This window comes from Rhizobium sp. P2_G9 (assembly GCF_056403475.1).
This window is the reverse complement of record NZ_JBFUFK010000006.1, coordinates 140,179-162,084: the sequence shown is the minus strand read 5'-3', so window position 1 is coordinate 162,084 and position 21,906 is coordinate 140,179. Positions and strand designations below refer to the sequence as shown.

Annotated in this window: 25 protein-coding genes; 7 read left to right on the top strand and 18 right to left on the bottom strand. The window is 62.1% G+C overall.

Annotated features, from left to right (window positions below; all coding sequences use genetic code 11):
- Positions 1 to 222: 222 nt before the first annotated feature.
- The 10 genes from AC1DYF_RS07330 to AC1DYF_RS07285 all read right to left on the bottom strand — a co-directional run bounded on the left by AC1DYF_RS07330 (position 223) and on the right by AC1DYF_RS07285 (position 9,731).
- A complete protein-coding gene (locus AC1DYF_RS07330; RefSeq protein WP_477876035.1) occupies positions 223 to 471 on the bottom strand; it encodes a hypothetical protein in 249 nt (82 codons plus the stop codon).
- Between the two features lie 207 nt (positions 472 to 678).
- The gene (locus AC1DYF_RS07325; RefSeq protein ID WP_477876034.1) at positions 679 to 1,644 is read right to left on the bottom strand and encodes an NAD-dependent epimerase/dehydratase family protein; all 966 of its coding nucleotides are present in this window, start codon (positions 1,642 to 1,644) and stop codon (positions 679 to 681) included.
- A 123-nt stretch (positions 1,645 to 1,767) separates the two neighbouring features.
- Positions 1,768 to 3,327, bottom strand: a complete 1,560-nt coding sequence (locus AC1DYF_RS07320) for an ABC transporter substrate-binding protein (protein ID WP_477876033.1) — start codon at positions 3,325 to 3,327, stop codon at positions 1,768 to 1,770.
- Between the two features lie 25 nt (positions 3,328 to 3,352).
- Complete coding sequence (locus AC1DYF_RS07315) at positions 3,353 to 4,159, bottom strand: alpha/beta fold hydrolase (protein ID WP_477876032.1); 807 nt, start codon at positions 4,157 to 4,159, stop codon at positions 3,353 to 3,355.
- The gene (locus AC1DYF_RS07310; protein WP_477876031.1) at positions 4,152 to 4,964 is read right to left on the bottom strand and encodes an ATP-binding cassette domain-containing protein; all 813 of its coding nucleotides are present in this window, start codon (positions 4,962 to 4,964) and stop codon (positions 4,152 to 4,154) included. Before AC1DYF_RS07310 ends, AC1DYF_RS07315 begins: the two co-directional genes overlap by 8 nt.
- Entirely contained in the window at positions 4,957 to 5,853 is an 897-nt protein-coding gene (locus AC1DYF_RS07305; RefSeq protein ID WP_477876030.1) for an ABC transporter ATP-binding protein, read from the bottom strand. Before AC1DYF_RS07305 ends, AC1DYF_RS07310 begins: the two co-directional genes overlap by 8 nt.
- Complete coding sequence (locus AC1DYF_RS07300) at positions 5,850 to 6,710, bottom strand: ABC transporter permease (protein WP_477876029.1); 861 nt, start codon at positions 6,708 to 6,710, stop codon at positions 5,850 to 5,852. The genes AC1DYF_RS07305 and AC1DYF_RS07300 overlap by 4 nt, the downstream gene beginning before the upstream one ends.
- Positions 6,707 to 7,666 (bottom strand): ABC transporter permease, encoded by a 960-nt coding sequence (locus tag AC1DYF_RS07295; RefSeq protein ID WP_477876028.1) that lies wholly within the window; start codon positions 7,664 to 7,666, stop codon positions 6,707 to 6,709. Before AC1DYF_RS07295 ends, AC1DYF_RS07300 begins: the two co-directional genes overlap by 4 nt.
- A complete protein-coding gene (locus tag AC1DYF_RS07290; RefSeq protein WP_477876027.1) occupies positions 7,663 to 8,466 on the bottom strand; it encodes a FadR/GntR family transcriptional regulator in 804 nt (267 codons plus the stop codon). The genes AC1DYF_RS07295 and AC1DYF_RS07290 overlap by 4 nt, the downstream gene beginning before the upstream one ends.
- Entirely contained in the window at positions 8,463 to 9,731 is a 1,269-nt protein-coding gene (locus AC1DYF_RS07285; RefSeq protein ID WP_477876026.1) for a M20/M25/M40 family metallo-hydrolase, read from the bottom strand. The genes AC1DYF_RS07290 and AC1DYF_RS07285 overlap by 4 nt, the downstream gene beginning before the upstream one ends.
- Positions 9,732 to 9,958: 227 nt before the next feature.
- Here AC1DYF_RS07285 and AC1DYF_RS07280 point away from each other — a divergent pair, with 227 nt between their 5' ends.
- Positions 9,959 to 10,426 carry an SRPBCC family protein gene (locus tag AC1DYF_RS07280; RefSeq protein ID WP_477876025.1) on the top strand — a complete coding sequence of 156 codons (468 nt, stop codon included), beginning with the start codon at positions 9,959 to 9,961 and terminating at the stop codon, positions 10,424 to 10,426.
- Between the two features lie 112 nt (positions 10,427 to 10,538).
- Here the strand turns inward: AC1DYF_RS07280 and AC1DYF_RS07275 are convergent, their stop codons facing one another.
- The 3 genes from AC1DYF_RS07275 to AC1DYF_RS07265 all read right to left on the bottom strand — a co-directional run bounded on the left by AC1DYF_RS07275 (position 10,539) and on the right by AC1DYF_RS07265 (position 12,052).
- Entirely contained in the window at positions 10,539 to 11,240 is a 702-nt protein-coding gene (locus AC1DYF_RS07275; protein ID WP_477876024.1) for an SDR family NAD(P)-dependent oxidoreductase, read from the bottom strand.
- Positions 11,241 to 11,512: 272 nt separating this feature from the next.
- Positions 11,513 to 11,752, bottom strand: a complete 240-nt coding sequence (locus AC1DYF_RS07270; RefSeq protein WP_477876023.1) for a BrnA antitoxin family protein — start codon at positions 11,750 to 11,752, stop codon at positions 11,513 to 11,515.
- Positions 11,753 to 11,848: 96 nt separating this feature from the next.
- A complete protein-coding gene (locus AC1DYF_RS07265; protein WP_477876022.1) occupies positions 11,849 to 12,052 on the bottom strand; it encodes a cold-shock protein in 204 nt (67 codons plus the stop codon).
- A 300-nt stretch (positions 12,053 to 12,352) separates the two neighbouring features.
- Between AC1DYF_RS07265 and AC1DYF_RS07260 the strand changes: the two genes are divergently transcribed.
- A complete protein-coding gene (locus AC1DYF_RS07260) occupies positions 12,353 to 13,333 on the top strand; it encodes a DMT family transporter (protein WP_477876021.1) in 981 nt (326 codons plus the stop codon).
- Positions 13,334 to 13,339: 6 nt separating this feature from the next.
- Here AC1DYF_RS07260 and AC1DYF_RS07255 read toward each other — a convergent pair whose 3' ends face one another.
- From AC1DYF_RS07255 to AC1DYF_RS07245, 3 genes are all read right to left on the bottom strand, one after another.
- Entirely contained in the window at positions 13,340 to 15,208 is a 1,869-nt protein-coding gene (locus AC1DYF_RS07255) for an FUSC family protein (RefSeq protein WP_477876020.1), read from the bottom strand.
- An 89-nt stretch (positions 15,209 to 15,297) separates the two neighbouring features.
- Positions 15,298 to 15,723: a hypothetical protein gene (locus tag AC1DYF_RS07250; protein WP_477876019.1), complete on the bottom strand. Its 426-nt coding sequence runs from the start codon at positions 15,721 to 15,723 to the stop codon at positions 15,298 to 15,300.
- A 75-nt stretch (positions 15,724 to 15,798) separates the two neighbouring features.
- Positions 15,799 to 17,010: a mandelate racemase/muconate lactonizing enzyme family protein gene (locus tag AC1DYF_RS07245; protein WP_477876018.1), complete on the bottom strand. Its 1,212-nt coding sequence runs from the start codon at positions 17,008 to 17,010 to the stop codon at positions 15,799 to 15,801.
- 202 nt (positions 17,011 to 17,212) lie between these two features.
- Between AC1DYF_RS07245 and AC1DYF_RS07240 the strand changes: the two genes are divergently transcribed.
- The 3 genes from AC1DYF_RS07240 to ung are packed head-to-tail and all read left to right on the top strand — an operon-like array spanning position 17,213 to position 18,515.
- Positions 17,213 to 17,497, top strand: a complete 285-nt coding sequence (locus AC1DYF_RS07240; protein WP_477876017.1) for a type II toxin-antitoxin system RelE/ParE family toxin — start codon at positions 17,213 to 17,215, stop codon at positions 17,495 to 17,497.
- Positions 17,497 to 17,805, top strand: coding sequence for a HigA family addiction module antitoxin (locus tag AC1DYF_RS07235; protein WP_477876016.1), 309 nt, complete (start codon positions 17,497 to 17,499; stop codon positions 17,803 to 17,805). Before AC1DYF_RS07240 ends, AC1DYF_RS07235 begins: the two co-directional genes overlap by 1 nt.
- A gap of 8 nt (positions 17,806 to 17,813) precedes the next feature.
- Positions 17,814 to 18,515 carry a uracil-DNA glycosylase gene (gene ung, locus AC1DYF_RS07230; protein WP_477876015.1) on the top strand — a complete coding sequence of 234 codons (702 nt, stop codon included), beginning with the start codon at positions 17,814 to 17,816 and terminating at the stop codon, positions 18,513 to 18,515.
- 8 nt (positions 18,516 to 18,523) lie between these two features.
- Here ung and AC1DYF_RS07225 read toward each other — a convergent pair whose 3' ends face one another.
- Positions 18,524 to 19,471, bottom strand: coding sequence for a sugar-binding transcriptional regulator (locus AC1DYF_RS07225; RefSeq protein WP_477876014.1), 948 nt, complete (start codon positions 19,469 to 19,471; stop codon positions 18,524 to 18,526).
- 138 nt (positions 19,472 to 19,609) lie between these two features.
- On the opposite strand from AC1DYF_RS07225, the gene AC1DYF_RS07220 reads away from it, so the two are divergent.
- Positions 19,610 to 20,344 carry a type 1 glutamine amidotransferase gene (locus AC1DYF_RS07220; protein ID WP_477876013.1) on the top strand — a complete coding sequence of 245 codons (735 nt, stop codon included), beginning with the start codon at positions 19,610 to 19,612 and terminating at the stop codon, positions 20,342 to 20,344.
- Here the strand turns inward: AC1DYF_RS07220 and AC1DYF_RS07215 are convergent.
- The gene (locus tag AC1DYF_RS07215; protein WP_477876012.1) at positions 20,314 to 20,595 is read right to left on the bottom strand and encodes a hypothetical protein; all 282 of its coding nucleotides are present in this window, start codon (positions 20,593 to 20,595) and stop codon (positions 20,314 to 20,316) included. The genes AC1DYF_RS07220 and AC1DYF_RS07215 overlap by 31 nt on opposite strands.
- A 189-nt stretch (positions 20,596 to 20,784) precedes the next feature.
- Between AC1DYF_RS07215 and recF the strand changes: the two genes are divergently transcribed.
- Positions 20,785 to 21,906, top strand: a complete 1,122-nt coding sequence (recF, locus tag AC1DYF_RS07210) for a DNA replication/repair protein RecF (RefSeq protein ID WP_477876011.1) — start codon at positions 20,785 to 20,787, stop codon at positions 21,904 to 21,906.

Below are 21,906 nucleotides of genomic sequence, written 5' to 3'. Positions count from 1 at the left end.
GAACATCTCGTAAATGGCAAATAAAAAAGCCCGGTGTGGGAGGAGGTACACCGGGCTTCTGATATAGGTCAACGGTCGGGAGGAGGATGACCGTCGATCATGCGGAAATCACTTGGGAGGAGAATTGATTTCCTGTTCAGACATATAATGCTGCGTCGCACAAATTTCAAGTAATAAATTTGCAGTGCAGCAATTTGCGACAATGTCGCGATGCGCATGCCTTCATTTCGTCGCCGATGCCGGTTTTTTATCGTCATTGGCGATCGCACGCAGAATAGCTGCTGAACTTTGCTCCAGGCTGTCGAGATAGTGCGATTTGCCTGTGTTCTGGCCCGCAACCGCGCGCATGCGCATGAGCCGATCACGCAGTTCCGACCGAAATCGCTCGGCAGCGGCACGCGGCGCTGCCGCTGGCATATTTGTCTTGTCCAATATCGCCTCCAACCCATCCAGACCGGTTCGACGCTCCACCAACTCCCCGGTCGCACTTTAATACGATACGCTAATGTATAACCGCCGCAAGTTTCATTGATGCGACGATCACGCTTGTTTGATGCAAATCCCGTAATTCACAGGCGACGTGGATTGACCCCAGTTCCGGCGGAAAATGTTGCTTGACAAGGCGTCGCACCGCGCATCCATTTTTGGTGGCGCGCGAGCGCCCATCCCTCAAGACCATCACACAGCTTTGCTTTCAATGCGCCCATTGGCGATTAGCCATTCGACCGCTTCTTGCACCGCCTGTAACGACGTATAACGCGGCGAAAAGCCCAACAATCGCTTGGCTTTTTCCATCGAGCAATTGGGGCTGCGGGCAATGTGCTCCCAGGTCGCCTGCGCTTCCTCAGGCGTCTGGCCTTCCTTCCATGTGTCATAGGGCAGGAATTCCAGCTTTGGCTCCTTGCCGAACCAGTGCGACATGGCCTCGGCATAGCCGCGCAGGGTCAATGCCTTCTCGGACACCGCGTGAAAACTCTCGCCGACCGAAGCGTTCCAATTGGCAATTGCGCTCATGAACAGGCCGGCAATATCGTCGGCGTGAACGTGATGCACGGTTTCCAGGCCGAAATTCGGCAGCACCAGCGTCTCGCCCCGCGCCAGTTTCGAAAATACATCCGAATTGAAGTGGCCGGCTGGGTTCAACGGGTCCCAGCCGGGACCGACAATGTGGCCGGGATGGATGAGGGTGGCGGGAAAGCCCGACAGCCGTGCCTTTTGCAGCAGATAATCCTCGATCGCCGCCTTCTGTATCCCATATTCGCCGAACGGCTTTTTTGGCGCCTCCTCCGGCGTCGGCACGACCGTAGAGAAGCCGTGCGTCCAGATCGTTCCCGTATGCAGAAAATGGCTGACATGGCCGCTAAGCGCTTCAGCGAGCTGTTTTGCGCTGTCCAGCGTGAAACAGATCATGTCGATGACGATGTCTCCTTTCAGCGCTAGGATTTCCCGGCCGAACCGCCCTTCGTCTTCAAGGCTCGTCCTGTTCAATTGCCGCCGCTCGACGTTTCCCCAGGCGCGATTCGGCTGATAGGGTTCCGCCTGCCCGCGGCTGACCGCGACGACCTCATGCCCCGCCTCGACAAGCCGGGGAACAAGATAGGTGCCGACATGGCCTGTTGCTCCGATGACGATCACGCGTGCCATATCGGCCTCCTTCAAATTGCCTTATCCGACCGAGCCGGACTTTATCGTTCAATAGTGTTCGAATGCCGAGTGGCCGGCATTGCAAAGCCGGCCACTCGAATGAGCAGTGATCGTTTCTGCCGCCTACTGGGTGAAACCAATATTCTCCATATGCAGGCTCAGTGTCGGCGTAATGCCTGAGCCGGTCACATTGGTGTTCATCAGGTAATGCAGCGTCTCGAAATGCACGAACACCAGTGGCGAATCCTTTGATGTGGTCGTGCGGATTTGCTCGTAGATCCCCTTGCGTTCGGCCTCGTCATTGCTCGCCGCCGCCTTGTCGATCAGGGCATCGACATCCTTGTTGGAATAGTTGGTCGAGTTGATCGGCCCGCCGGATTTCAGCACCAGAGAATAGAAATTGTCCGGATCGATCGTCCGTTCCTGATAGGCGCTGGTGATCTGGTAGCTGCCCTTGGAGAAGGCGTCATACCACACCGAGACGTCGACCTGCTTGATCTCCATGTCGATGCCGATCTGCTTGAGTTCATCGCGCAGCACCTGGCCGGTCTTCAGCAGTTCCGGATATTGCGGCAGGCCGAGATATTCGACTTTGACGCCGTTGGCAAAGCCGGCTTCCTTCATCAGTTGCTTGGCTTTGTCGATATCCTGCTTCGGCGCGAACAGGCCTTTTTCGTCATACCATTTCGAACCCGTCGGCATTTCGGTGAGGCCGAGTTCGCCGGTGCCGAGATAGGCAACGTCGCGGATGTCGGCGCGGTTGACGGCCAGTGCCACGGCTTGCCGGACCTTCTCATTGTCGAACGGCGGCTTTTTGGTGTTGAGGCCGATATAATCAGGGATGCCGGCGACGGCGTCAGAGACATAAGTAAAGCGCGGATCGCTCTTCAGCGCCGTCACCTGCTGCAGCGGAATGGCATCGACCCAGTCGAGTTCGCCAGCGGAAAGGCCATCGATGCGGCTCTGGTCGACCGGCAGGAACTTGAAGGTCACCGAATCGAGATGCGGCAGGCCCTTCTTGAAATAGCTCGGGTTCTTCTTGACGGTGATATGGTCGCCCTGCACCCATTCGACGAATTCGAACGGACCGGTGCCGACCGGCTTGCGGGCCGGATCACCGCTCTCGATCGCCTTCTTGTTGACGATCTCGCCATTCGTGGCGAGATTGGTCAGGAACGGGCCGAACGACGATTTCAAGTGAAAGACCACCGTCTTCGGATCGGGTGCCTCGACTGAATCGATCTGCGCGTAAAGACCGGCATAGGCGCTCGCGGTCTTCGGGTTGAGAATGCGCTCGAACGTGTACTTCACATCGGCCGAGGTGAATTTCTCACCGTTGTGGAATGTGGCGCCGTCGACCAGCGTGAATTTCCAGGTCTTTGGATCGACCTGGGTCCAGGCGGTCGCGAGATCCGGCACGAACTTGCCGGAGGCGTCGATGTCGATCAGCTTGCTGAAAATGCTTTCATAGACCTGCGCACCGGTATAGATGGACGAGGTCGCAGGGTCGAGCACGTCGGGTTCGCCGGTGAGCGCGGCGCGGAGATCGCCACCATCCTTGATCGCGGCGGCCCAGGCCGTGCTGCCGGCGACGGAGACGAGGAGGCCGATCGACAGCGCGGCGAGAGTGCGGGTGAGCGGTCTGGCAAAGGCGGAAGTCAGAGAATGCGGTATCGTATGCATGAAACTCTCCCTTGTTGAAAACGGGCTAACGGGACTGGCTGCGAACGAAATCGAGGAAGGCCTTGTTGAACGGATCGGGTGTTTCCCACAGGCAGGCATGACCGCCCGGTGTCGTGGCCCATTGCGCGCCGGGTATGGCCTCATGCAGTTTCTTCGACAGCCGCACGGGAATGAGGATGTCTTCTTCACCGGCAAGCACCAAAGTCGGCACCTTGATCTGGCCGACCCGGCCGATGGCGTCATGATTCTGGATGACGGCGAGCTGCGCCAGATAGGCTTCGAGCGACATGTCGAGCGCGGCCATTGCCTCGGCGAACTCGGCGGCATCAGCCGGCCGCTCGTTGAAGAACGGCACGGTAAAAGCCCAGAGCGACACATCGCGCATGACGAAGGGCACGTCGATCCTGGCAGCGAGATCGGCCCACATGTTGAACATGGTCAGGCAGAATTTGTCGACCGTGCCATAGGTGCAGGCAAGCGTCAGCGATTTGAGGTCGCCGCCATAGGCCAGCGCATATTCCTGTGAGATCATGCCGCCCATGGACACGCCCATCAGGTGGAAATTCCTGAAGCCGAGCTGGTCGATCACGGCCTTGGCGTCATCGGCGAGCATGCGGGCGGAATAGGGGCCGGCCGGCCGGTCGCTCAGGCCGATGCCGCGATTGTCGATGCGCAGCACGCGATAGCCGGCTTCGAGCAGCGCCGGCATCTGAAACCCCCAGGAGAGCAGGTCATCGGCTAGGCCGTTGATCAGCACGATGGTGCCATTCGGGGCGCCTTCACCATCCACTTCATAATTGATGCTGATTCCATTGACATTCGTCTTAGGCAAGGGAGCCTCCTTGGTAAGGGGTTGACGGGGGGCGGGGCACGGCCGCGAGCAAAGTGCGGGTATAGTGGTGCTGCGGATTGCGCATGATCCGGTCGGTGGCATCCATCTCGACGATCTTGCCGTGATAGAGCACGGCGACGTCGTCGCTGACATGTTCGACGACGCCGAGGTCATGGGTGATGAAGATGCAGGCGACGCCAAGATCCTGCTGCAGGTCGAGCAGCAGATTGAGGATTTGCGCCTGGACGCTCATGTCGAGCGCGCTGACCGGCTCGTCGGCAATGATCAGTTCCGGCTCGCTCGCCAATGCCGCCGCGATCGCCACGCGCTGCCGCTGGCCGCCTGAGAGGTGGTTCGGCAGCCGGCCGGCCAGAGCCGGGTTAAGTCCAACGCGACTGAAAAGATCGAGCACGCGCTTCTCGCGATCGGCCGTGCTGCCGATCCGGTAGCAATCGAGCGATTCACGCACGCTACGGCCAACCGTCCAGCGAGGATCGAGGCTGCCATACGGATCCTGGAACACCGGCTGCACGCGGCGGCGGAAATCATGCAGCGCCTTACCGCGCAGGCCCTGCACCTCGGCGCCATCGAACACCACGCGACCGCCATCGACAGGCGTCAGGCCGAGAATGCAGCGGCCAAGCGTGCTCTTGCCGCTGCCGGATTCACCGACCAGGCCCAGCGTCCGCCCGCGCATGACCGACAGCGAGACATTGTCGACCGCAGCCACCATGTGGCGGTTCCAGGGCGGCCCACCGGTGACGAAAGTTTTCTTCAAACCGTCGACACGAAGAAGTTCAGCCATGGCCGACCTCCTCCGCCTGTCGTGGCGCCGCTGCCCTCAGCCGCTCCGATTGTTCGAGGCTCTCGACGCTCCATTCGGCGGGGATCACCGGCAGCCGGCTGTGCCGCGGCGCGCCGGCCGGATTGGCGGCGAGCAATGCCCGCGTATAGGGATGGTTCGGCCGGGCAAACAGATCGGCGGTCTTTGCCACCTCCAGCAGCCGTCCGCCATACATGACCGCGACGCGGTCGCAGACCTGCGAGACGACGCCGAGATCATGGGTGATCAGGAGAACAGTGGTGCCGTGCTGGCGCCGCAGCCGGTCGATCAGCTGCAGCACCTGCGCCTGGATGGTCACATCGAGCGCCGTCGTCGGCTCGTCTGCGATCAACAGGCCGGGATTGTTGGCAAGCGCCGCGGCAATGACGATGCGCTGGCGCATGCCGCCAGAGAAACGATGCGGAACGCTGCCATAGCGCGCGGCAGCGTCGGGAATGCCCACTTCGTTCATCAGCGCGATCGAGCGCGCCTTGGCTTCGCGCCGGCTGACGCTGCTATGGGCGCGGACCGTTTCAGCGATCTGGTCGCCGACCGGCCAGACCGGGTCGAGGCTCGCCGAAGCATCCTGAAAGATCATCGACATGTCGACGCCGCGCAGGCGCCGCAATTCATCCTCACCAAGGCCGGCAATCTCCCGGTCATTGAGACGGATACTGCCGCTGACTTTGGCGTTTGTGGGCAGCAGGCCCATGACGGCATTGGCGAGCGTGCTCTTGCCGCTGCCGCTCTCGCCGACAATGCCAAATATCTCGCCCTTCTCGATCTCCAGCGACACGCCGTCGACCGCTGGCCGCGCGTCGTCGCCGGCAAACCGGACTCCGACATTGCTGATGGACAGGACCGCGCTCATCCGGCCACCCCGCGCGGATCGAAGGCGCGGCGCAGCCCTTCGCCGAGGAAGCTGAAGGCCAGCGCGGCGACGACGATCGCCAGACCCGGGAAGATCTCCACCCACGGCGCCTGGTTGAGCACATCGCGCCCATCCGACAACATGCCGCCGAGCGACGGTGTCGGCGGCTGTACGCCAAGGCCGAGGAACGAGAGCCCCGCTTCAAGTTGCAGCGCAAAAGCACAGAGCACCGAGGCCTGCACGATCACCGGCCCCAAGGCATTGGGCGCGACATGCTGGAAAATGACACGCAAATGGCTGGCGCCTCGGGCGCGGGAGCCGGCAACGTAGTCGTTACGGGTCACGACGAGCGTGCTGGTGCGCATGACGCGCGCGAGGATCGGCAGGTAGATGACGGCGATGGCAAGCGTGGCGACGACGCTGCCCGGCCCGAGAATGGCGATGAAGGTGATCGCCAGCAGCATGGCCGGCAGGACGAGGATCATGTCGACGGATCGCGAAATGGCCGTATCCACCCAACTGCCGAAATAGCCGGCCAGCAGCCCGAGCGGCACGGCAATGATGAGTGACGCAGCGACCGCCGAGATCGACACCAGCAGGCTGACGCGCAATGCATAGATGACCCGGCTAAGCACATCGCGGCCGAGCACGTCGGAGCCGAACAGATGCTGCATATCCGGCGCGCCGAGCACGCGATGCACTTCCACTGCTTCGGGATCGTGCGGCGCGACCAATGGCGCGGCAAGCGCCAGCAGTGCCAGCACCGCCAGCATGACGCCGCCGATGAGCATGAAGCGCGAGGCCGAGCTGCGTGTCGCCACTTCCGCTGCCGTCGTGATCGGTTCCACCGCGCTCATGTCGCCTCTCCATCCATGACGCGCGGATCGAGCCAGCCGACGATCAGGTCGGTGATCAGCGACACGACGATGAAGATGGTGGCGATGGCGAGCACGCCGACCTGGACCGTCGGGTAGTTGCGCTGGTTGATGCCGGTCACGACCAGGCGGCCGACGCCCGGCAGTGCGAACATGGTCTCGATGATGATCGCGCCGCCGAGCAGAACGCCGATCTGGATGCCGATCACGGTGGCGATCGATGGCCCGGCATTGCGCAGCGCATGGCCGAAGACGATGCGCTGGGTGCTGATCCCCTTGGCGCGCAGAAAGGTGACGAAAGGCCGGCCCATCACGGCGGTGACCGCGCTGCGCGTGGTGCGCAGGATATAAGCCGCCTCGCCGACAGCGAGCGTCAGCACCGGCAGCGCCATATAGCGCAGGTTCAGCAGCGGGCTGCGGCTGAAGGGCATATAGCCTGAGGGCGGCAGCCATTCGAGCGTGGCGGCGAACAGCAGCACGAGGATGATGCCGAGCCAGAAATCCGGCACGCTGATGCCGAAGACGACAAAACCTTCCGTCAGCCGATTGAGCCACTTGCCGCCAACCGCCGCCTTGACTCCCAGCGGTACGCCGACGATGACAGCGAGCAGCATCGAAAGTCCGGTCAGTTCGAAGGTGACGGGCAGGCGCTGCCCCAGAAGTTCGGAAAGCGATGCATGGCTGACAATATCCTTGCCGAGATCCCCATGCATAAGTCCGCCGATCCAGCTGATATATTGGTCGAACAGGCTCTGGTCGAGGCCGAGCTGGCGGCGCAGTTCGGCGACATTTTCGTCGGTGGCGCGGAAACCGAGCATGGTGCGGACGGGATCGCCAGGCACGAGGCGAATGATCAGGAAGACGATGACGCTCATGACGAACAGCGTCGGAATGGTCAGCAGCACGCGCCGCAGCACGAAGGCGATCTGCCGGTTCATGGTGAGCGCCCTTGCTGCTCTTCGGCGCCGGCGCGGGCGACGATTTCGCGCATCAGCCGTTCGGTGAGCGTAAAATGCCTGGCGGCGATCGCTGCGGCATCGTCGGCCCTGCCTTCGGCGATGGCTGCGACCAGTTCCTGGTGCTGGCCGATGGCGATCCGGCGCACCTCTTCGGTAAAGGGTTCGGCGCCGAGATTGAGGCTGATTCGGGTGCGCAGGTCGACGGACAGGTCGACGAGGATCGGATTGTGCGTCGCTTGCGCGATTGCCCGATGTAGGGCGGAATCTGCCTGCCGCGAGGCGTCGCGGTCGGGTGCGTCGAGATAGGCCTGCAAAGCGGCCACGATCGGTCCCATGTCGCTGTCGAGGCGTCGCTCGGCGGCGGTATGGGCAATGGTCGACTCGATTAGCCGGCGAGCATCGAATATGTGCTCGAACTCGGTCCAGTTGTCGACGAGCTGGCGGCGGACATGCTCGGCCGAACTTGGCCCCCAGTTCGCCAGCACGAAATAGCCGCCATTGCGGCCGCGCCGGACTTCCAGATAGCCAGTATCGGTCAGTTCCTTCAGCGCCTCGCGCACCGAGGTGCGGGAGACGCCGAGCATGGTGGCGAGCTCGCGTTCAGTCGGCAATTGCTGGCCGGTCACATAGAGTCCGAGCGCCACGGCAGTCACCAGTCGGTCAACCACATCTTCGGCAATGCGGCGGCCGACGATCGGCGCACCGAGATGCAGTCGGCGACGTGGCGGGTGCTCCTCCGTTTCAACCACATCGCTGATGATATCGTCGCCCGGCATCATTGTCCCTCCTCGCGGCCGAACCGCTTCAAGAGGAACCGCGCCAGCGTGCGGGCCGCATCGACGATGCTCTGCAGTTCGACATATTCGTCGACGCCATGAAGATTGGCACCCTTGGCGCCGTAGCAGACGGCGGGAATGCCGAAATCCTCGAGATAGACGCGGGCATCCGACGTGCTGCCGAGCATGAAGGCCGCCGGTGGCGCGCCGTGCGCCTCGGCATGCGCCTGCGCCAGATCACGCACCAGCGCGGCATCGCGTTCAATGAAGTGGCCCTTGGCGCGGAAGCCGCTGAGCGTCACGATTGGCTCGCTGGTGAAATCCGGATCGGCCTCAGCCATATCGGAAATCGCAGCCCGAACCCGCGCCTCCGCCTCCTCCGGCGCCCAGCCGCGCGGAAAGCCGATGCGGATGCTGAATGTTGCGCTGGCCGGAGCGCTGGACGTCCAGTCGCCAGCGGCGACCTTGCCGAGATTGATGTTATAGGCCCGCTCATTGGCGCCGATATTCGGCTCGGGATTGGTTTGGTGCAGGTCGTCGGCCCAGCGGCGCAGCCCCGCGACCAGCCGCATGCCCAGTTCTATGGCATTGACCGCGGCGGCGGAATAGGCGTGACCGGCCTCGGTCGCGATCTTGATGTCGACCCACAATATGCCGACGCCGCCGAGAAGCAGGCCGAGATCGGTCGGCTCCAGCACCACAACTTCTCGGGCGGTGACACCATGGTCGGCGACCGACAGAAGCGTACCGTTGCCGGTGCATTCTTCCTCGACCACGGCGACGAAACCGAGCCGTTTTTCGGCGAACAGATCGGGTGCAACATCGCTGAGACCTTTAAGCGCCAGCATGCCGACAGCAAAGCCGCTCTTCATGTCCATTGCGCCACGGCCATAGAGCCGGCCGTCGCGGCGGGACGGCTCGAAGGGCGGCGTGGTCCAGAGTTCGGGCGAATCTGCCGGCACGACATCCATATGGCCGTTGAGCAGCAGCGTCAGTTCGCCCTTTCCCGGCGTGGTCGCCAACACCTGGTAACGGTTGGGCGTGAGGAGATCGGCCGTCGGCGTGACGCCGGCGCGTGGATCCTCGACCTTGGTATTGGGAAACGGCAGACGTTGGACATCGAGGCCAAGCGCTTCGGCCCACCTGGCAAACACCTCCATCGCTGCCTGTTCCGAACCGACAGGGCTCGGGGCACGAACGAGGTCTTCCAGAAAGCCAAACATGGCCTCCCGATGCGCGTTGATCGCGCGATCCAGATCGTCCAGCATGCGTTCCCGCTTTTATGGTTTATTGTCCAGACCATATACCAAAAATGTCGCGATGCAAGGCGATTCGTTGATGCATGAAATATTGGTGGCGCAGGCTCGATGGCTGCGATCAAACGACGATCTGGACAAGCAGGAGCGCAGGTCTCACTATCGATCCGGTCCGGGATTTCGAGATCGAAACTTTCGCCGTGATTTTCCGACGAAGAGGGTGGGCCGGAGGGGCTGGCATGGCATCCACGAACTTTCATCTCGTCACCAACTGGCGTCTCGACGCTCCGGCCGAGCCGGTCTGGGACATCCTGACCGCGCCGGAAACATGGCCACAATGGTGGTCCTCAGTGCGCAAGGTCGAGGTGATCGAGCCCGGCGATGCCGATGGCATCGGAGCGCTGCGGCGGCTGACCTGGGGGACTGCGCTGCCCTATAACCTGACCTTCGATATGCGCACCACCAGGGTCGAGCCGATGACCGTCATCGAAGGCCGCGCCTCAGGCGAACTCGATGGCACCGGCCGCTGGACGCTGACATCGGAGGGCGCCGGGTGCAATCTCCGCTACGACTGGATCGTCGAGGTGACGAAACCCTGGATGGTCAAGCTCGCTTTCGTCTTGAAACCAGTTTTCTCGTGGAACCATGGTGTGGTCATGGAACGTGGCCGGCAGGGCATTGTCAGCCGCCTTGCCGCAAGGCAATGACGATCGGCGATACGCGATTGGCTGCCCGAGGCCGTCGACCGCGCGAAAACTTTCACGTCGCTCCGCGGGATTTCGAGAGGCGAAGCCGGCTAACTATCATGCCTCTTGCTGCCTAAAACCCCGTTGCCGGTATTGCGCCACCGGTGACGATGCCGCCTTCCGGCGAAATCAGGAAGGCAATCAGCCGGGCGATCGCCTCGGGCGTCACCCAGTTGTCGCGATTGGCGTCGGGCATGGCGGCGCGGTTCTGCGGCGTGTCGATCGTTCCCGGCAGGATACAGTTGGCTGTGATCCTGTGGGCATGGTTTTCTGCGGCGAGCGCCTCGGTCAGCCGGATCACCGCCGCCTTCGACGCCGCATAGGCTGCCTGGCGGGCACCGGCCTTCAGCCCGGGTGCCGCGGCAATATGGACGATGCGGCCATGCTTGGCCGCCTGCATGCCGGGCAGCACGGCGGCGCTAATCGCATAGGCCGTGCGGGCATTGATCGACAGCATCGCATCCCACTGTGCCAGCCCGTCCTCACCGATAGGCCCCATCTTGAAGCCGCCGACGGTGTTGACCAGCGCGTCGATGCGGCCGAAGCGGCCTTCGGCCTCCTGCGCTGCCTTGCGGCAGGCGTCGAAATCGCCGAGATCGACACCCGGCAGTTTCAGTACCACCGCATCCGTCGGCAGCGAGGCGACGAACGCGTCGAGCTTGGCGGGATCGCGCTCGATACAAGCAAGGCTCGCGCCTCGTTGAGCCAGATCTGCCACGACAGCCTGGCCGAGATTGCCGGCCGCGCCGGTCACCATCACTACATTGGGTTTCATGTCCGCTCCTCACCTGACCTGGCCCGACTATATCGGGCTCGCGGCAAACGACAACCAAGTCTGTAGCAGCATGTTGCAGAAGTCATGAATCTCGTCGCCGCGGCCATGCCGCAGCGGAGAGGCGCCATCGCGCTTACCAACACTGGCGACCTCGCCTGAAAGACCGGTAAGCTTCGCCGTTTGAGCCTAATTCTCATAACGTCGGAGAATGGCGACAGATCCGGATCGGTAAATCGCCGGATCTCGCCAAAGCCGAACTGTCGAACCAGAGATCACGATGATCGATTATTTCTCATCGCTGCGCGCAATGTGTCGTTGATGCGATCTTGCCAGCCCGGTCCATCCTCCTGGAAATAGGCAAGCACGTCGCTGTCGAGTTTGAGCGACACAGCCTCTTTGGTCACTGGCAAGACCCGTCGTTCGACGGCCGGCGCGGTGACCTTTTTGGCTGGTTTGAACAAAGCCTCCGCCGCGTCCATTGGATTGGCAGGTCTTCGCGGTGCGTTTGCCATCAACAAGCCTCCTATCGTTCAGGATTCCACAATCGGCCCCTCGGTCAGGCATGCCCGAGCGGAGAAGCCGAAGCAGAGGCGGATTGAGGATATTACTCAGACGGTCGTTACGCGTTCCGCCTTCGACTTGCCGGTCTTTCGATCCTGGCCGAGTTCATAGCTCACTTTGTCCCCTTCGCGAAGGGAGCCGCCGCTCTGTAAGGCGGAGACGTGAACGAACACGTCCGCTCCACCGTTTTCGGGCGTAATGAAACCAAAACCTTTGTCGTTGTTGAAGAATTTCACTGTTCCTGTGGGCATGCTCAACTTTCCTTGGTGACTGTGCAGTGAGAGCCACGCTACATGGAGAACGATCTTCTTACAACAGGCTTGGCCGCAGCATCGGTCGGCCCGAGTGCGCAATCCCAACGTGACGCGCGCCGATGCGTCTCGGACGGAGATCGACACCGTGTTGACAGCGTCACGAGCAATCTCGGCAGGCGCATAAAAACCCTGCGGCTCAGCGTTGAGCAGTCCGCAGCAGAACACGTCCGGATACCGGCCTTTGGTCCGCGCCTGACGACCGATTGTCGCGGTCGAATGGTTGATGTCGCGGATTGAGTGACATTAGGTTCGGCTTTGATCCACTATGGCGACCTCAATCGGGAGAGCCATGTGCAGAACCGCGCCACGCTCGGCATCATCTATCTTTGTTCCGGCATACTGATCTTCTCGCTGCAGGACGCCGTCATCAAGGCGGTGTCAGGCGAATATCCGCTACCGCAGGTCGTTGCGACGCGCTGCTTCGTCTCGGCGCCGATCCTCATCGTCATGGTGCATTTCGAGGCCGGGCTGGGCGCACTGGTTTCACGTGAATTCTGGCCATTGGCAGGCCGGGCCTTCCTGCTCCTGCTTGCCTATACGACCTACTACATGGCCTTTCCGGCGCTGCCGCTCGCCGATGCCGTGGCGCTTTATCTCACGGTGCCGCTATTCACGCTGGCACTCGCTCCCTTCCTGCTGGGCGAGGCGATCGGTTGGCGGCGGATCACCGCTGTGAGTGTCGGCTTCGTCGGCGTCATCGTCATGCTGCGACCGGGGGCAGGCCTTTTCGAACCGGCAGCACTTCTGTCGCTGTTTTCGGCGCTGACCTATGCGCTCGCCATGTTGTTTGCCCGCAAGCTGGGGTCGCAAACCACCGCCACCGTCATGGCCTTCTATCAAAACGGCGTCTATCTTGTCGGCGCTTTGGCCATTGCCGGCTTCTGCCATCTGACCGGTATCCAGCACGCGCCGTACAAATCGCTTGATTTCCTTGTCCGGCCCTGGGTCTGGCCGACGGTGTTCGATTTCCTTCTGATCGCCTCCTGCGGCGTGATCGCGGCGGTCGCCATGACGCTGCTCACCAATGCCTACCAGATCGCCAAGGCAAGCGTGGTCACCAGCTTCGAATATAGTGCCATGCTCTGGGCCTCGCTCTGGGGCTATTTGTTCTTCAGCGAGATCCCGCATCGGGCCACCATTGTGGGCGCCGTACTGATCGCTGCCGCTGGCCTGTTCGCCCTGTCGTCGCCCGCTGCACGCGAGAACAAACCGGCATAGTGGCTTTTAAGCGCGCTTTGGCGACGTGACGAGCGAATTGCTGAGAAGCCGGATTTCCGCCGACAGAAAGGCCGGAATGTTGGGCGCGGATGGTGCTGCCACACCGCTGTGAATCGCATGGATGACCGCGGCAAGACAGGCATGCAGTTGCTCGCCGCCGTCCTCGCCGAACAAGTCCCTGGCCAATGAGATGTTGCGGCCACCGGCCGTGGCGGCTTCTATCTGCCAGGCAGCGGCAAGCAGGCGGTAGGCGAGCCTTTGCGTGGCGACGACCGCCGGCCAGAGCGGCTCCGCCGCCGTCCTCGCCTCGGCACTGCTGCCGACCGCGGCATCGAAACTCTGCAGCAGCAGCATCGTATGATGTTGCAGATTGCGCCGTGCGGAGCGGACTTCGGCCGTATCGGCGTCCCCGATCGCGAGATGTTGCCCGACCAGATCGATGGCCGCCAGGGTGCGGAACAATTCCTGCGAGATGGCTCGATTGGCGCCGCGCTTCGCCAGAAGAGTAAAAACGATGACCCCGATCGCGCAGCCAAGCATCGTATCTTGGGCGCGGATCCAGACCTGATGGCCGATGTCAGGCACGGCATGACCGCCTGACGCGATGGTCAGCGCAATCGCGGTGATGAAGATAACGGCGATGCCGTAATTCCGCAGCACCAGCATTTCGATGATGAATTGCAGCACGACGATCGTCGCGGCAAGCCACAGTCCCTCGGGATGCAGCAGCAGAACGCCGCCCGCCAGTACGGTGCCCACGAGCGTGCCGCCGACGCGCTGGATCGCCCGCTGCAGCATCGTTGCCCAGTCGAGCCCCTGATAAAGCATCAGCACCGCTGCGGCGGTGATCCAGTAGGCATGCTCGATATTGATCGCCCAGCCGACCACGCCGCTGATCATCGACGCCACAGCCACGCGCAGGCCGATTTCGAAAGCCTGCGCGCCCGGCCTTATGCCTTCCTCCAGCAATTGCCAGCCACTGACGCGGCCCAGCGGCACATGGCCGGGATCGGTTATGTCCCGCGGCGCTGTTGCCTGCGCGGCAGTCGCCTTTACTCGGTCGACATTCGCCTGCGGAATGGGTTCGCCTGCGGCCGCGGCATTGATCGTCTCGGCGAAGATCATATGCAGCTCCCGGCCTTCGGTGCGCAACCGCGTCAGCGTGCCGTCCGGACGTGGCCGGACCGGCTGTTGGCCGACCAACGCCGTCCAGGCAAGATGCAGAGCCGTCGCCGCCTGATGCCGGGCCGCGTCCATGCGCGGCGTGCCCACGGCAGCGATAAAATCGCGCACCGCGCCGGCAGCCGTCTTGAGCGCCAGGATTTCAGGCCCGCGCGGCGCGAACACCGCTCCTGCCATATGCAGCACCCAGGCGAAGGCGCCACCGGCAAAGACGAGCATGCCGACATGCCACCAGAGCAAATGCTCGGCGCCCATCGCCGTGCCGGCGGCAACGGCCAGCGTGAAGAGATAGGCGCCCGGTGGAGGGACCTTCAGCGCGCTGCACAGGAAGGCGGCAGCGGTCGCGAGCAGCGTGATCACCGGAATGACCAGCCATGCCGTGCTGCCCGCCGCCACGCCGATCATCACGGCGAGTGCGAAGGACAGTGCGATCGCGCCCAGATGAAAGGCGCGGTTGAGGAACGGCCGGTCATTGCCATAGACGGCGGTGAACCCGCCGATCGTCGCCATCAAACCCGCCGGCAGGTCACCGGCCAGCCAGCCGATCGCCGCTGGCGCACCCATTGCCAGGGCGGCGCGCAGCGCGAATGGCCAGCGCCGAACCACCGGTTTGCGCAACGCAAACAGGGAGCCGAGTTGAAAGGCCGGCCTCATCGGCGGAGGAATGTCTGAATTCGTTTTCGGATCGGGCATGGCGTGTCGGCATATTTTACCGGATCCAGCTTAGATTCACCCGGACCGGAAAACAATTCCGAGACTCATGCTTCGCCTATGTCCTGGTTTCAGAAAGCTGGCACATCCTGCCTCGCATGCAGGACGCTTTTCTTTCGCTGCTTTTCGCCGCGCTTCCGGATCATCAGAAATCGGCCAGTGAGATTGCGCCGCTCGACCGCAATCGTCCACATTCCCTCGATCTCGTCACGCGTCGCGTTGACGTTGCCGGAATAAACCACCGAATGGGACTGCACCCCGCTGCCGTCATAGGTCTTGATGAAGCTGATCGCACCTTCGTGGTGAAGGCCTTCGATTATTGCATTCTCCTGTGTGGCCGCCCTGCCATTATGATTCATGCTTTCATGGATCGTGCCCGTCAGTCGGCCACCGCTTTCCATGAGAACGCAGACGAAATGGCTTTCCGGGATTTGAGGCTGGGTGGTGTAGGTGTAAAGCCCGTGCCAGACGCCGGTCAGGCTGTCACTGTTTTCCATTTTCCGCCTTCGCCCCGGTTCGAGGCGAAAGCATTACCACTGGTCGGATTTGCAAAATAGAGACCGTTTTGTCGCTCAGCCGCCAACCGCCCTGGGCACCATGGAGAGGTGCAGTTGCGGTCCGGAAAAGGGATAGTCGTCGAGAATGTCTTCGCGGAGTTCGACGCCGAGGCCGGGTTCCTTGGAGGGGATCACATGGCCGTCCTGCCACTCGATCTTCTTTTTGAGCAACGTCTCGTGAAAACCGTCGAACGTCTTGATCGCCTCGATGATCAGGAAATTCGGCAGTGTTACCGCCATCTGGATATTGGCGGCGGCGACGATCGGGCCGCAATAGCAGTGCGGCGCTATCTGGATGTGGAAGGCTTCCGCCATGGCGGCGATTTTCTTGGTTTCGAGAATGCCGCCCGAACGGCCGAGGTCCGGCTGCAGGATCGCGGCGGAACGGTTTTCGATCAGCCGAGCGAATTCGAATTTCGTCGTCAGCCGCTCGCCGGTGGCGATCGGGATCGAGGTACCGCGCGCCACCTGCGCCATCACTTCCGGCATGTCCGGCGGCACCGGCTCTTCGAACCACAGCGGATCATAGGGTTCGAGTGCCTTGGCCATCCGGAGCGCGCCGGAGGCAGTGAACTGGCCATGTGTGCCGAACAGGATATCGGCCTTGGTGCCGACTGCCTCGCGCACCGCCTTGACCATTGCGGCGGACAACTCGATGTCGATAAGGCGCGGCTGGTGGCCGTCATAGATCGTATAGGGACCGGCCGGGTCGAATTTTATCGCATTGAAGCCGTCCTTGACATATTCGAGCGCCGTGCGGGCAGCGATTTCCGGGTCGTTGTAGACATTGCGTTGGTCAGCGATCTCGGCCGGCACGACGGAACCGGTCTTTGGGTAGAGATAGGTATAGGTGCGCAGCGCCTCGTGCACCTGGCCGCCGAGCAGCTTGTAGACCGGCTTGCCGGCTTCCTTGCCGATAATGTCCCAGCAGGCGATTTCGAGCGCCGAATAGCAGCCCATCATGGTGATGTCGGGCCGCTGCGAAAAGCCGGAGGAATAGCAATTGCGGAAGAAAGTCTCGATGTCGTGCGGATCGCGGCCGACGAGATAGCGGGCGGCGCAGTCCTCGATCAGCTTGGCGGTGAGATGCGGGTCGAACGTGGCATTATAGGCCTCGCCATAACCCACGACATTGCCGTCCGTGGTCAGTTTGACGAAGATGAAATAGGGTCCGCCAAAGCCGGCCTCATTGGCGACGACCCAGGTTTTCACATCGGTGATCTTCATGCTCGCTCCCTCGAATTGGTTGCGACACTCCTAGCCGATTTTGCGCCGCGACGCCTGCCGCAAACCGTCAGGATCGAGGCGGAATTTGAACCGGCTGTGGAGAACAGGAGATCGAAGTTGCGGAGCGCGCGCAGATCCGCTTCCATCCGTAAAATAATTCTTCTTTGCAATTCGTACGGTAAGACCGTACATATATTAGACGATGAAAATCCGTTCCGTCCGGCATAAGGGTCTGAAGCGCTTCATCGAAGACGATGATGCTAAAGGCATTCGTCCAGACCTTTTGAATAGGGTTAGAAACATCCTGGCCACGTTGATCGTCGCTGATGATATCGATGGTGTACGTTGCCCGCCGGGATGGCGAATTCATCAATTGGCCGGCGATCGCGCCGGCGTCTGGAGCATTGCTGCATCCGGCAACTGGCGCATTACCTTCCTGATTGAAGATGGCGAGATTTCCGATCTCGACTTGGAGGACTACCACTGATGAGCGAACTGGTTTCGAAAATCGGCATGACGCCACCACATGTCGGCACCTTCATCCGCGAGGAAATTCTTGACGAACTCAATCTCTCGATTTCCAAGGCGGCCGATGTGCTGAATGTGCGCCGGGCGACGCTTTCCGATCTCATTAATGAAAAGGCATCGCTGACTCCGGAAATGGCGCTCAGGATCGAAAAGGCGTTCGGCGTCAACATGGACACGCTTCTCAAGATGCAGGCCTGGTACGACACGGTGATGATGCGGCAGCATGCCGATGAAATCGACGTCAAGCGCTACCAGCCGGCAGAGTAGGGATTTCAATGAGCGACATCAAACTCGAAGACAGCTGGAAGCAGGCGCTTGCGAGCGAATTCGCCAGTCCCTACATGGCGTCGCTGAAGCACTTCCTGCAGGAAGAAAGGCAGGCGGGGAAGGTCATTTTCCCGAGAGGCTCGGAGTATTTTCGTGCCCTCGACCTCACCCCGCTCGGTCAGGTCAGGGTCGTCATCCTCGGCCAGGATCCCTACCATGGCGAAGGTCAGGCGCATGGGCTTTGCTTTTCCGTCCGGCCCGGCGTGCGCATCCCGCCGTCTCTGGTCAATATCTACAAGGAGATGGAGGACGATCTCGGCATCGCGCCGGCGCGGCATGGCTATCTCGAATATTGGGCGAAGCAGGGCGTGCTGCTGCTCAACAGCGTGCTGACGGTGGAGCGCTCGCTCGCCGCCTCACATCAGGGCAAGGGCTGGGAGAAATTCACCGACGCGGTGATCGCCCGCGTCAACGAGCAGGAGAGCCCGGCGGTCTTCATGCTCTGGGGTTCCTATGCGCAGCGCAAGGCGGCTTTCGTCGACACCCGCAAGCATCTGGTGCTCAAGGCGCCGCATCCCTCGCCGCTTTCGGCGCATAACGGCTTTTTCGGCTCGCGGCATTTTTCCAAGGCAAATCAGTTTTTGACGTCAAACGGCATGGAACCGATCGACTGGCAATTGCCGGAAAAGCCTGATGTGGTGTCCGAATAGGTTGCGGTTCAGCCGCCGTGTAACAGTTTCGCTGCCGTCTCCTCATCGGTGATCAACCCATTGACCAGCCCGCCATGAATGGCGCCGCGAATGCCCGGCAGCTTGCGCGGCCCCTTGGCGGCGGCGATCACCAGTGATGTGTCTCTCGGCGGGATCGGTGACGACGCGACCCGTTCATTGGTGATGTCACGGATGAACTTGCCCTCGGAGTCGAAGGCCCAGCCGACGATCTCGCCGACCGCGCCGGCCTTCTGCAACGCTTTGAGTTCCGCCGTGGTGATGAAGCCGTCGACATAGAGCGGCGCATCGTCGGTCAGTTCGCCGATGCCGACGAAGGTGACGTCGGCCTTCTCGGCCAGTTCCAGCGTCGGGCGGATCATCGCCTGGGCATGCAGCATTTCGCGCTCGCCGGGCGAGGAGGCAATGACCGGCAGCGGCATCGGGAAGGAGCGGACATTGACCGAGTCCGACATGGTGAAGACGACGTTGTAATAGGCAGCCGATCCGTCCGGTGCGATATTGCCGGTTAGCGACACGACGCGATGCTGGCGGCAATCCATGCGCGGCAGGAGTTCGACGGCCGCTTTCAATGTGCGGCCCGTGCCGACGGCGATCAGCACCGGTTCCTCATGCCTGAGCCAGCGCTCCATTTCCGCGCTCGCAGCCTCGGCGACACCGGTAATCGTCGATTCCGAGCCGGGATCGGTTGGCACGACATCGACGAATTTCAGTTTGAAGCGCTCGCGCAGCGCGTCGGACAGCTCCAGACAGTTGGCGATGGGGTGGTCGATCTGCACCCGAACAAGGCCTTCCGAGCGGGCGAGCGAGACGAGACGCTGCGCCGACTGCCTGGAAACGCCGAGCTTCACAGCGATCTGGTCCTGGGTATTGCCCGCCACATAGTAGAGCCAGCCGGCACGCGCGGCATCATCGAGACGGCTGGAACGCTTGGCCATTTCGCCGAAAAATCTCCGTTGTCGGCAATATCATAGATAGGCGGATATGCTTCCGCCAGAGGGAATTTCCGCTGGGACGCTTGGCTTTTCAGCGGGATGGCCCCATTTTGGACGGCAAACGAGAATCGAGGCGGAAAGATGCGGGTCCTGATCGTCGAAAACATGGCCAACACCCATTTTGGGCAGGTCGGGGCGGCACTTGCGGAGGCGGGCGCAGCACTCGATATCCGCCGGCCATGGAAGGGCGACGACCTGCCGTCAGGCTCGCACGACCATGATGCGATCGCAGTGTTCGGCGGCGAACAGAGCGCCGTCGACGACCATAGCCATCCCTATCTGCCGGAACTTGCGCGCCTGATGCGGGCCTTCGGCGACGCCGACAGGCCGGTTCTCGGCATCTGCCTGGGCAGTCAGATTCTCGCCCGAGCCTATGGCGCGACCAACCTCATCGGCACCGCGCCGGAATTCGGCTGGCATAAGGTCGAGCTGACGGAGGCTGCCAAGGACGATCCTGTGCTGTCGGCGGTTGAAGCCGGCTTTCCGATCTTCGAATGGCACAGCGATACGTTCACACTGCCCGAGGGAGCGGTGCGGCTCGCCCGCAACACGGCCGTGGAAAACCAATGCTTCCGCATCGGCCACGCCGCCTACGGCACGCAGTTCCACTTCGAGGCGGATCGCGGCGTGGTCGAGAAATGGAATACCGAATTCAGGGACATGCTCGACCGCGAGCATCCCGGCTGGTTGCCGGATTATACGGCGACGGCAGAGCGATCCGGTCCGGCCGCCGATGCGGCCGGGCTCAGGATCGCGCGGGCCTGGGTGGCCCTGGTGCGAGAGCTTCAGGCGGCCGAGGCCGCCGCGATGAACTGATGGCTGGCCTTGCCGACGAACTGGCTGAACGAGGCGAAGATGACGTGGATCACCGGTGCCACGCTCGACGCCTGGCGGTCGCCCAGACCGCAGGTGGYATCGCGGCAGATGGCCGGTTCGGTGACGGCAACCAGTTCGGCGGCAGCCGCCGGGCTGGTGCGGGTCAGCGCGCCGAGATTCATGGCGCTGGCCGACGGTGCGAAAGTGGAAACGGCCATGCAGGCCACGAATGCGAAGACGAGCTTTTTCATGTTCCAATCCCTGTCCATTTTCGGTGCCGATTGTTGTTATGGCATCCGGTCATGACGGCAGATTAGTCCGGCTCGCTTGAAAGCCGCTTAAGGCGATCAATAAAATTGTCTGTATCGCCGATTTTGTGTATCGCCACGCAACAGACCGCGCCGATTTGATTCAAGTTTGCAGGAAAACCCCGCCGGTTCATGCCCGAGAAAATCGCCATCCGCCGCATCGCGCTCACCGCCTTCCGCAATTACGGATCGGCGGCGCTTGCGCTTGATGGCCGGCATGTCGTGCTGACGGGCGAGAACGGCTCCGGCAAGACCAATCTGCTCGAGGCCGTCTCCCTGCTTTCCCCCGGGCGAGGGCTGAGACGCGCCGTCTATGCCGATATCAGCCTGCAGGGTGCCGAAAGCGGCTTTTCCATCTTCGCCGAGATCGACGGCATGGAGGGGCCGGTCGAGATCGGCACCGGCCTTGCTGCCGGCGACGCCGCCTCGCGGCGGGTGCGCATCAATGGCACCGACGCGAAATCGACCGACGAACTGCTCGATCACCTGCGCATCCTCTGGCTGACGCCGGCAATGGACGGCCTGTTCACCGGCCCTGCCTCCGATCGCCGCCGTTTCCTCGACCGGCTGGTCCTGTCACTCGATCCAACCCATGGCCGGCGGGCCGCCGATTTCGAGCGCGCCATGAAGATGCGCAATAAGCTGCTCGAGGAAGGCCGCTACGATCCCGACTGGATGGCCGGCATCGAAGCGCAGATGGCGAGCCTCGGCGTGGCCATGGCGCTGGCGCGCAGCGAACTCTTGATGTTGCTGACCCGGCTCGGCGAGCGCGGCGAGGTCGGGTCGGCCTTTCCGGCTGCCGACCTGCATCTGTCCGGCTTCCTCGACGAGGCGCATGGCCTGCCGGCGGTTGATCTGGAGGATCGCTATCTGGCGCTGCTGCAGGAGGGCCGCTTTCGCGACCAGGCCGCCGGGCGGACGCTGGAGGGGCCACATCGCACCGACCTGATCGTCACCCACCGGCAGAAGGGGATCGATGCAAGCCTCTGCTCGACCGGCGAGCAGAAAGCGCTTCTGGCCGGCCTGGTGCTGTCGCACGCGCAATTGACCGCCAACATGACCGGCGCCGCACCCATCCTGTTGCTCGACGAGATTGGCGCCCATTTCGATGCGCGCCGCCGCGCCGCCCTCTTCGATCTCATCGACCATATTGGCGGCCAGGCCTTCATGACCGGTACGGATCGGCATCTTTTCGATGCGCTCGGCGACCGCGCAGAAAATTTCACGGTCACACATGGTACGATTTCGCGTTGA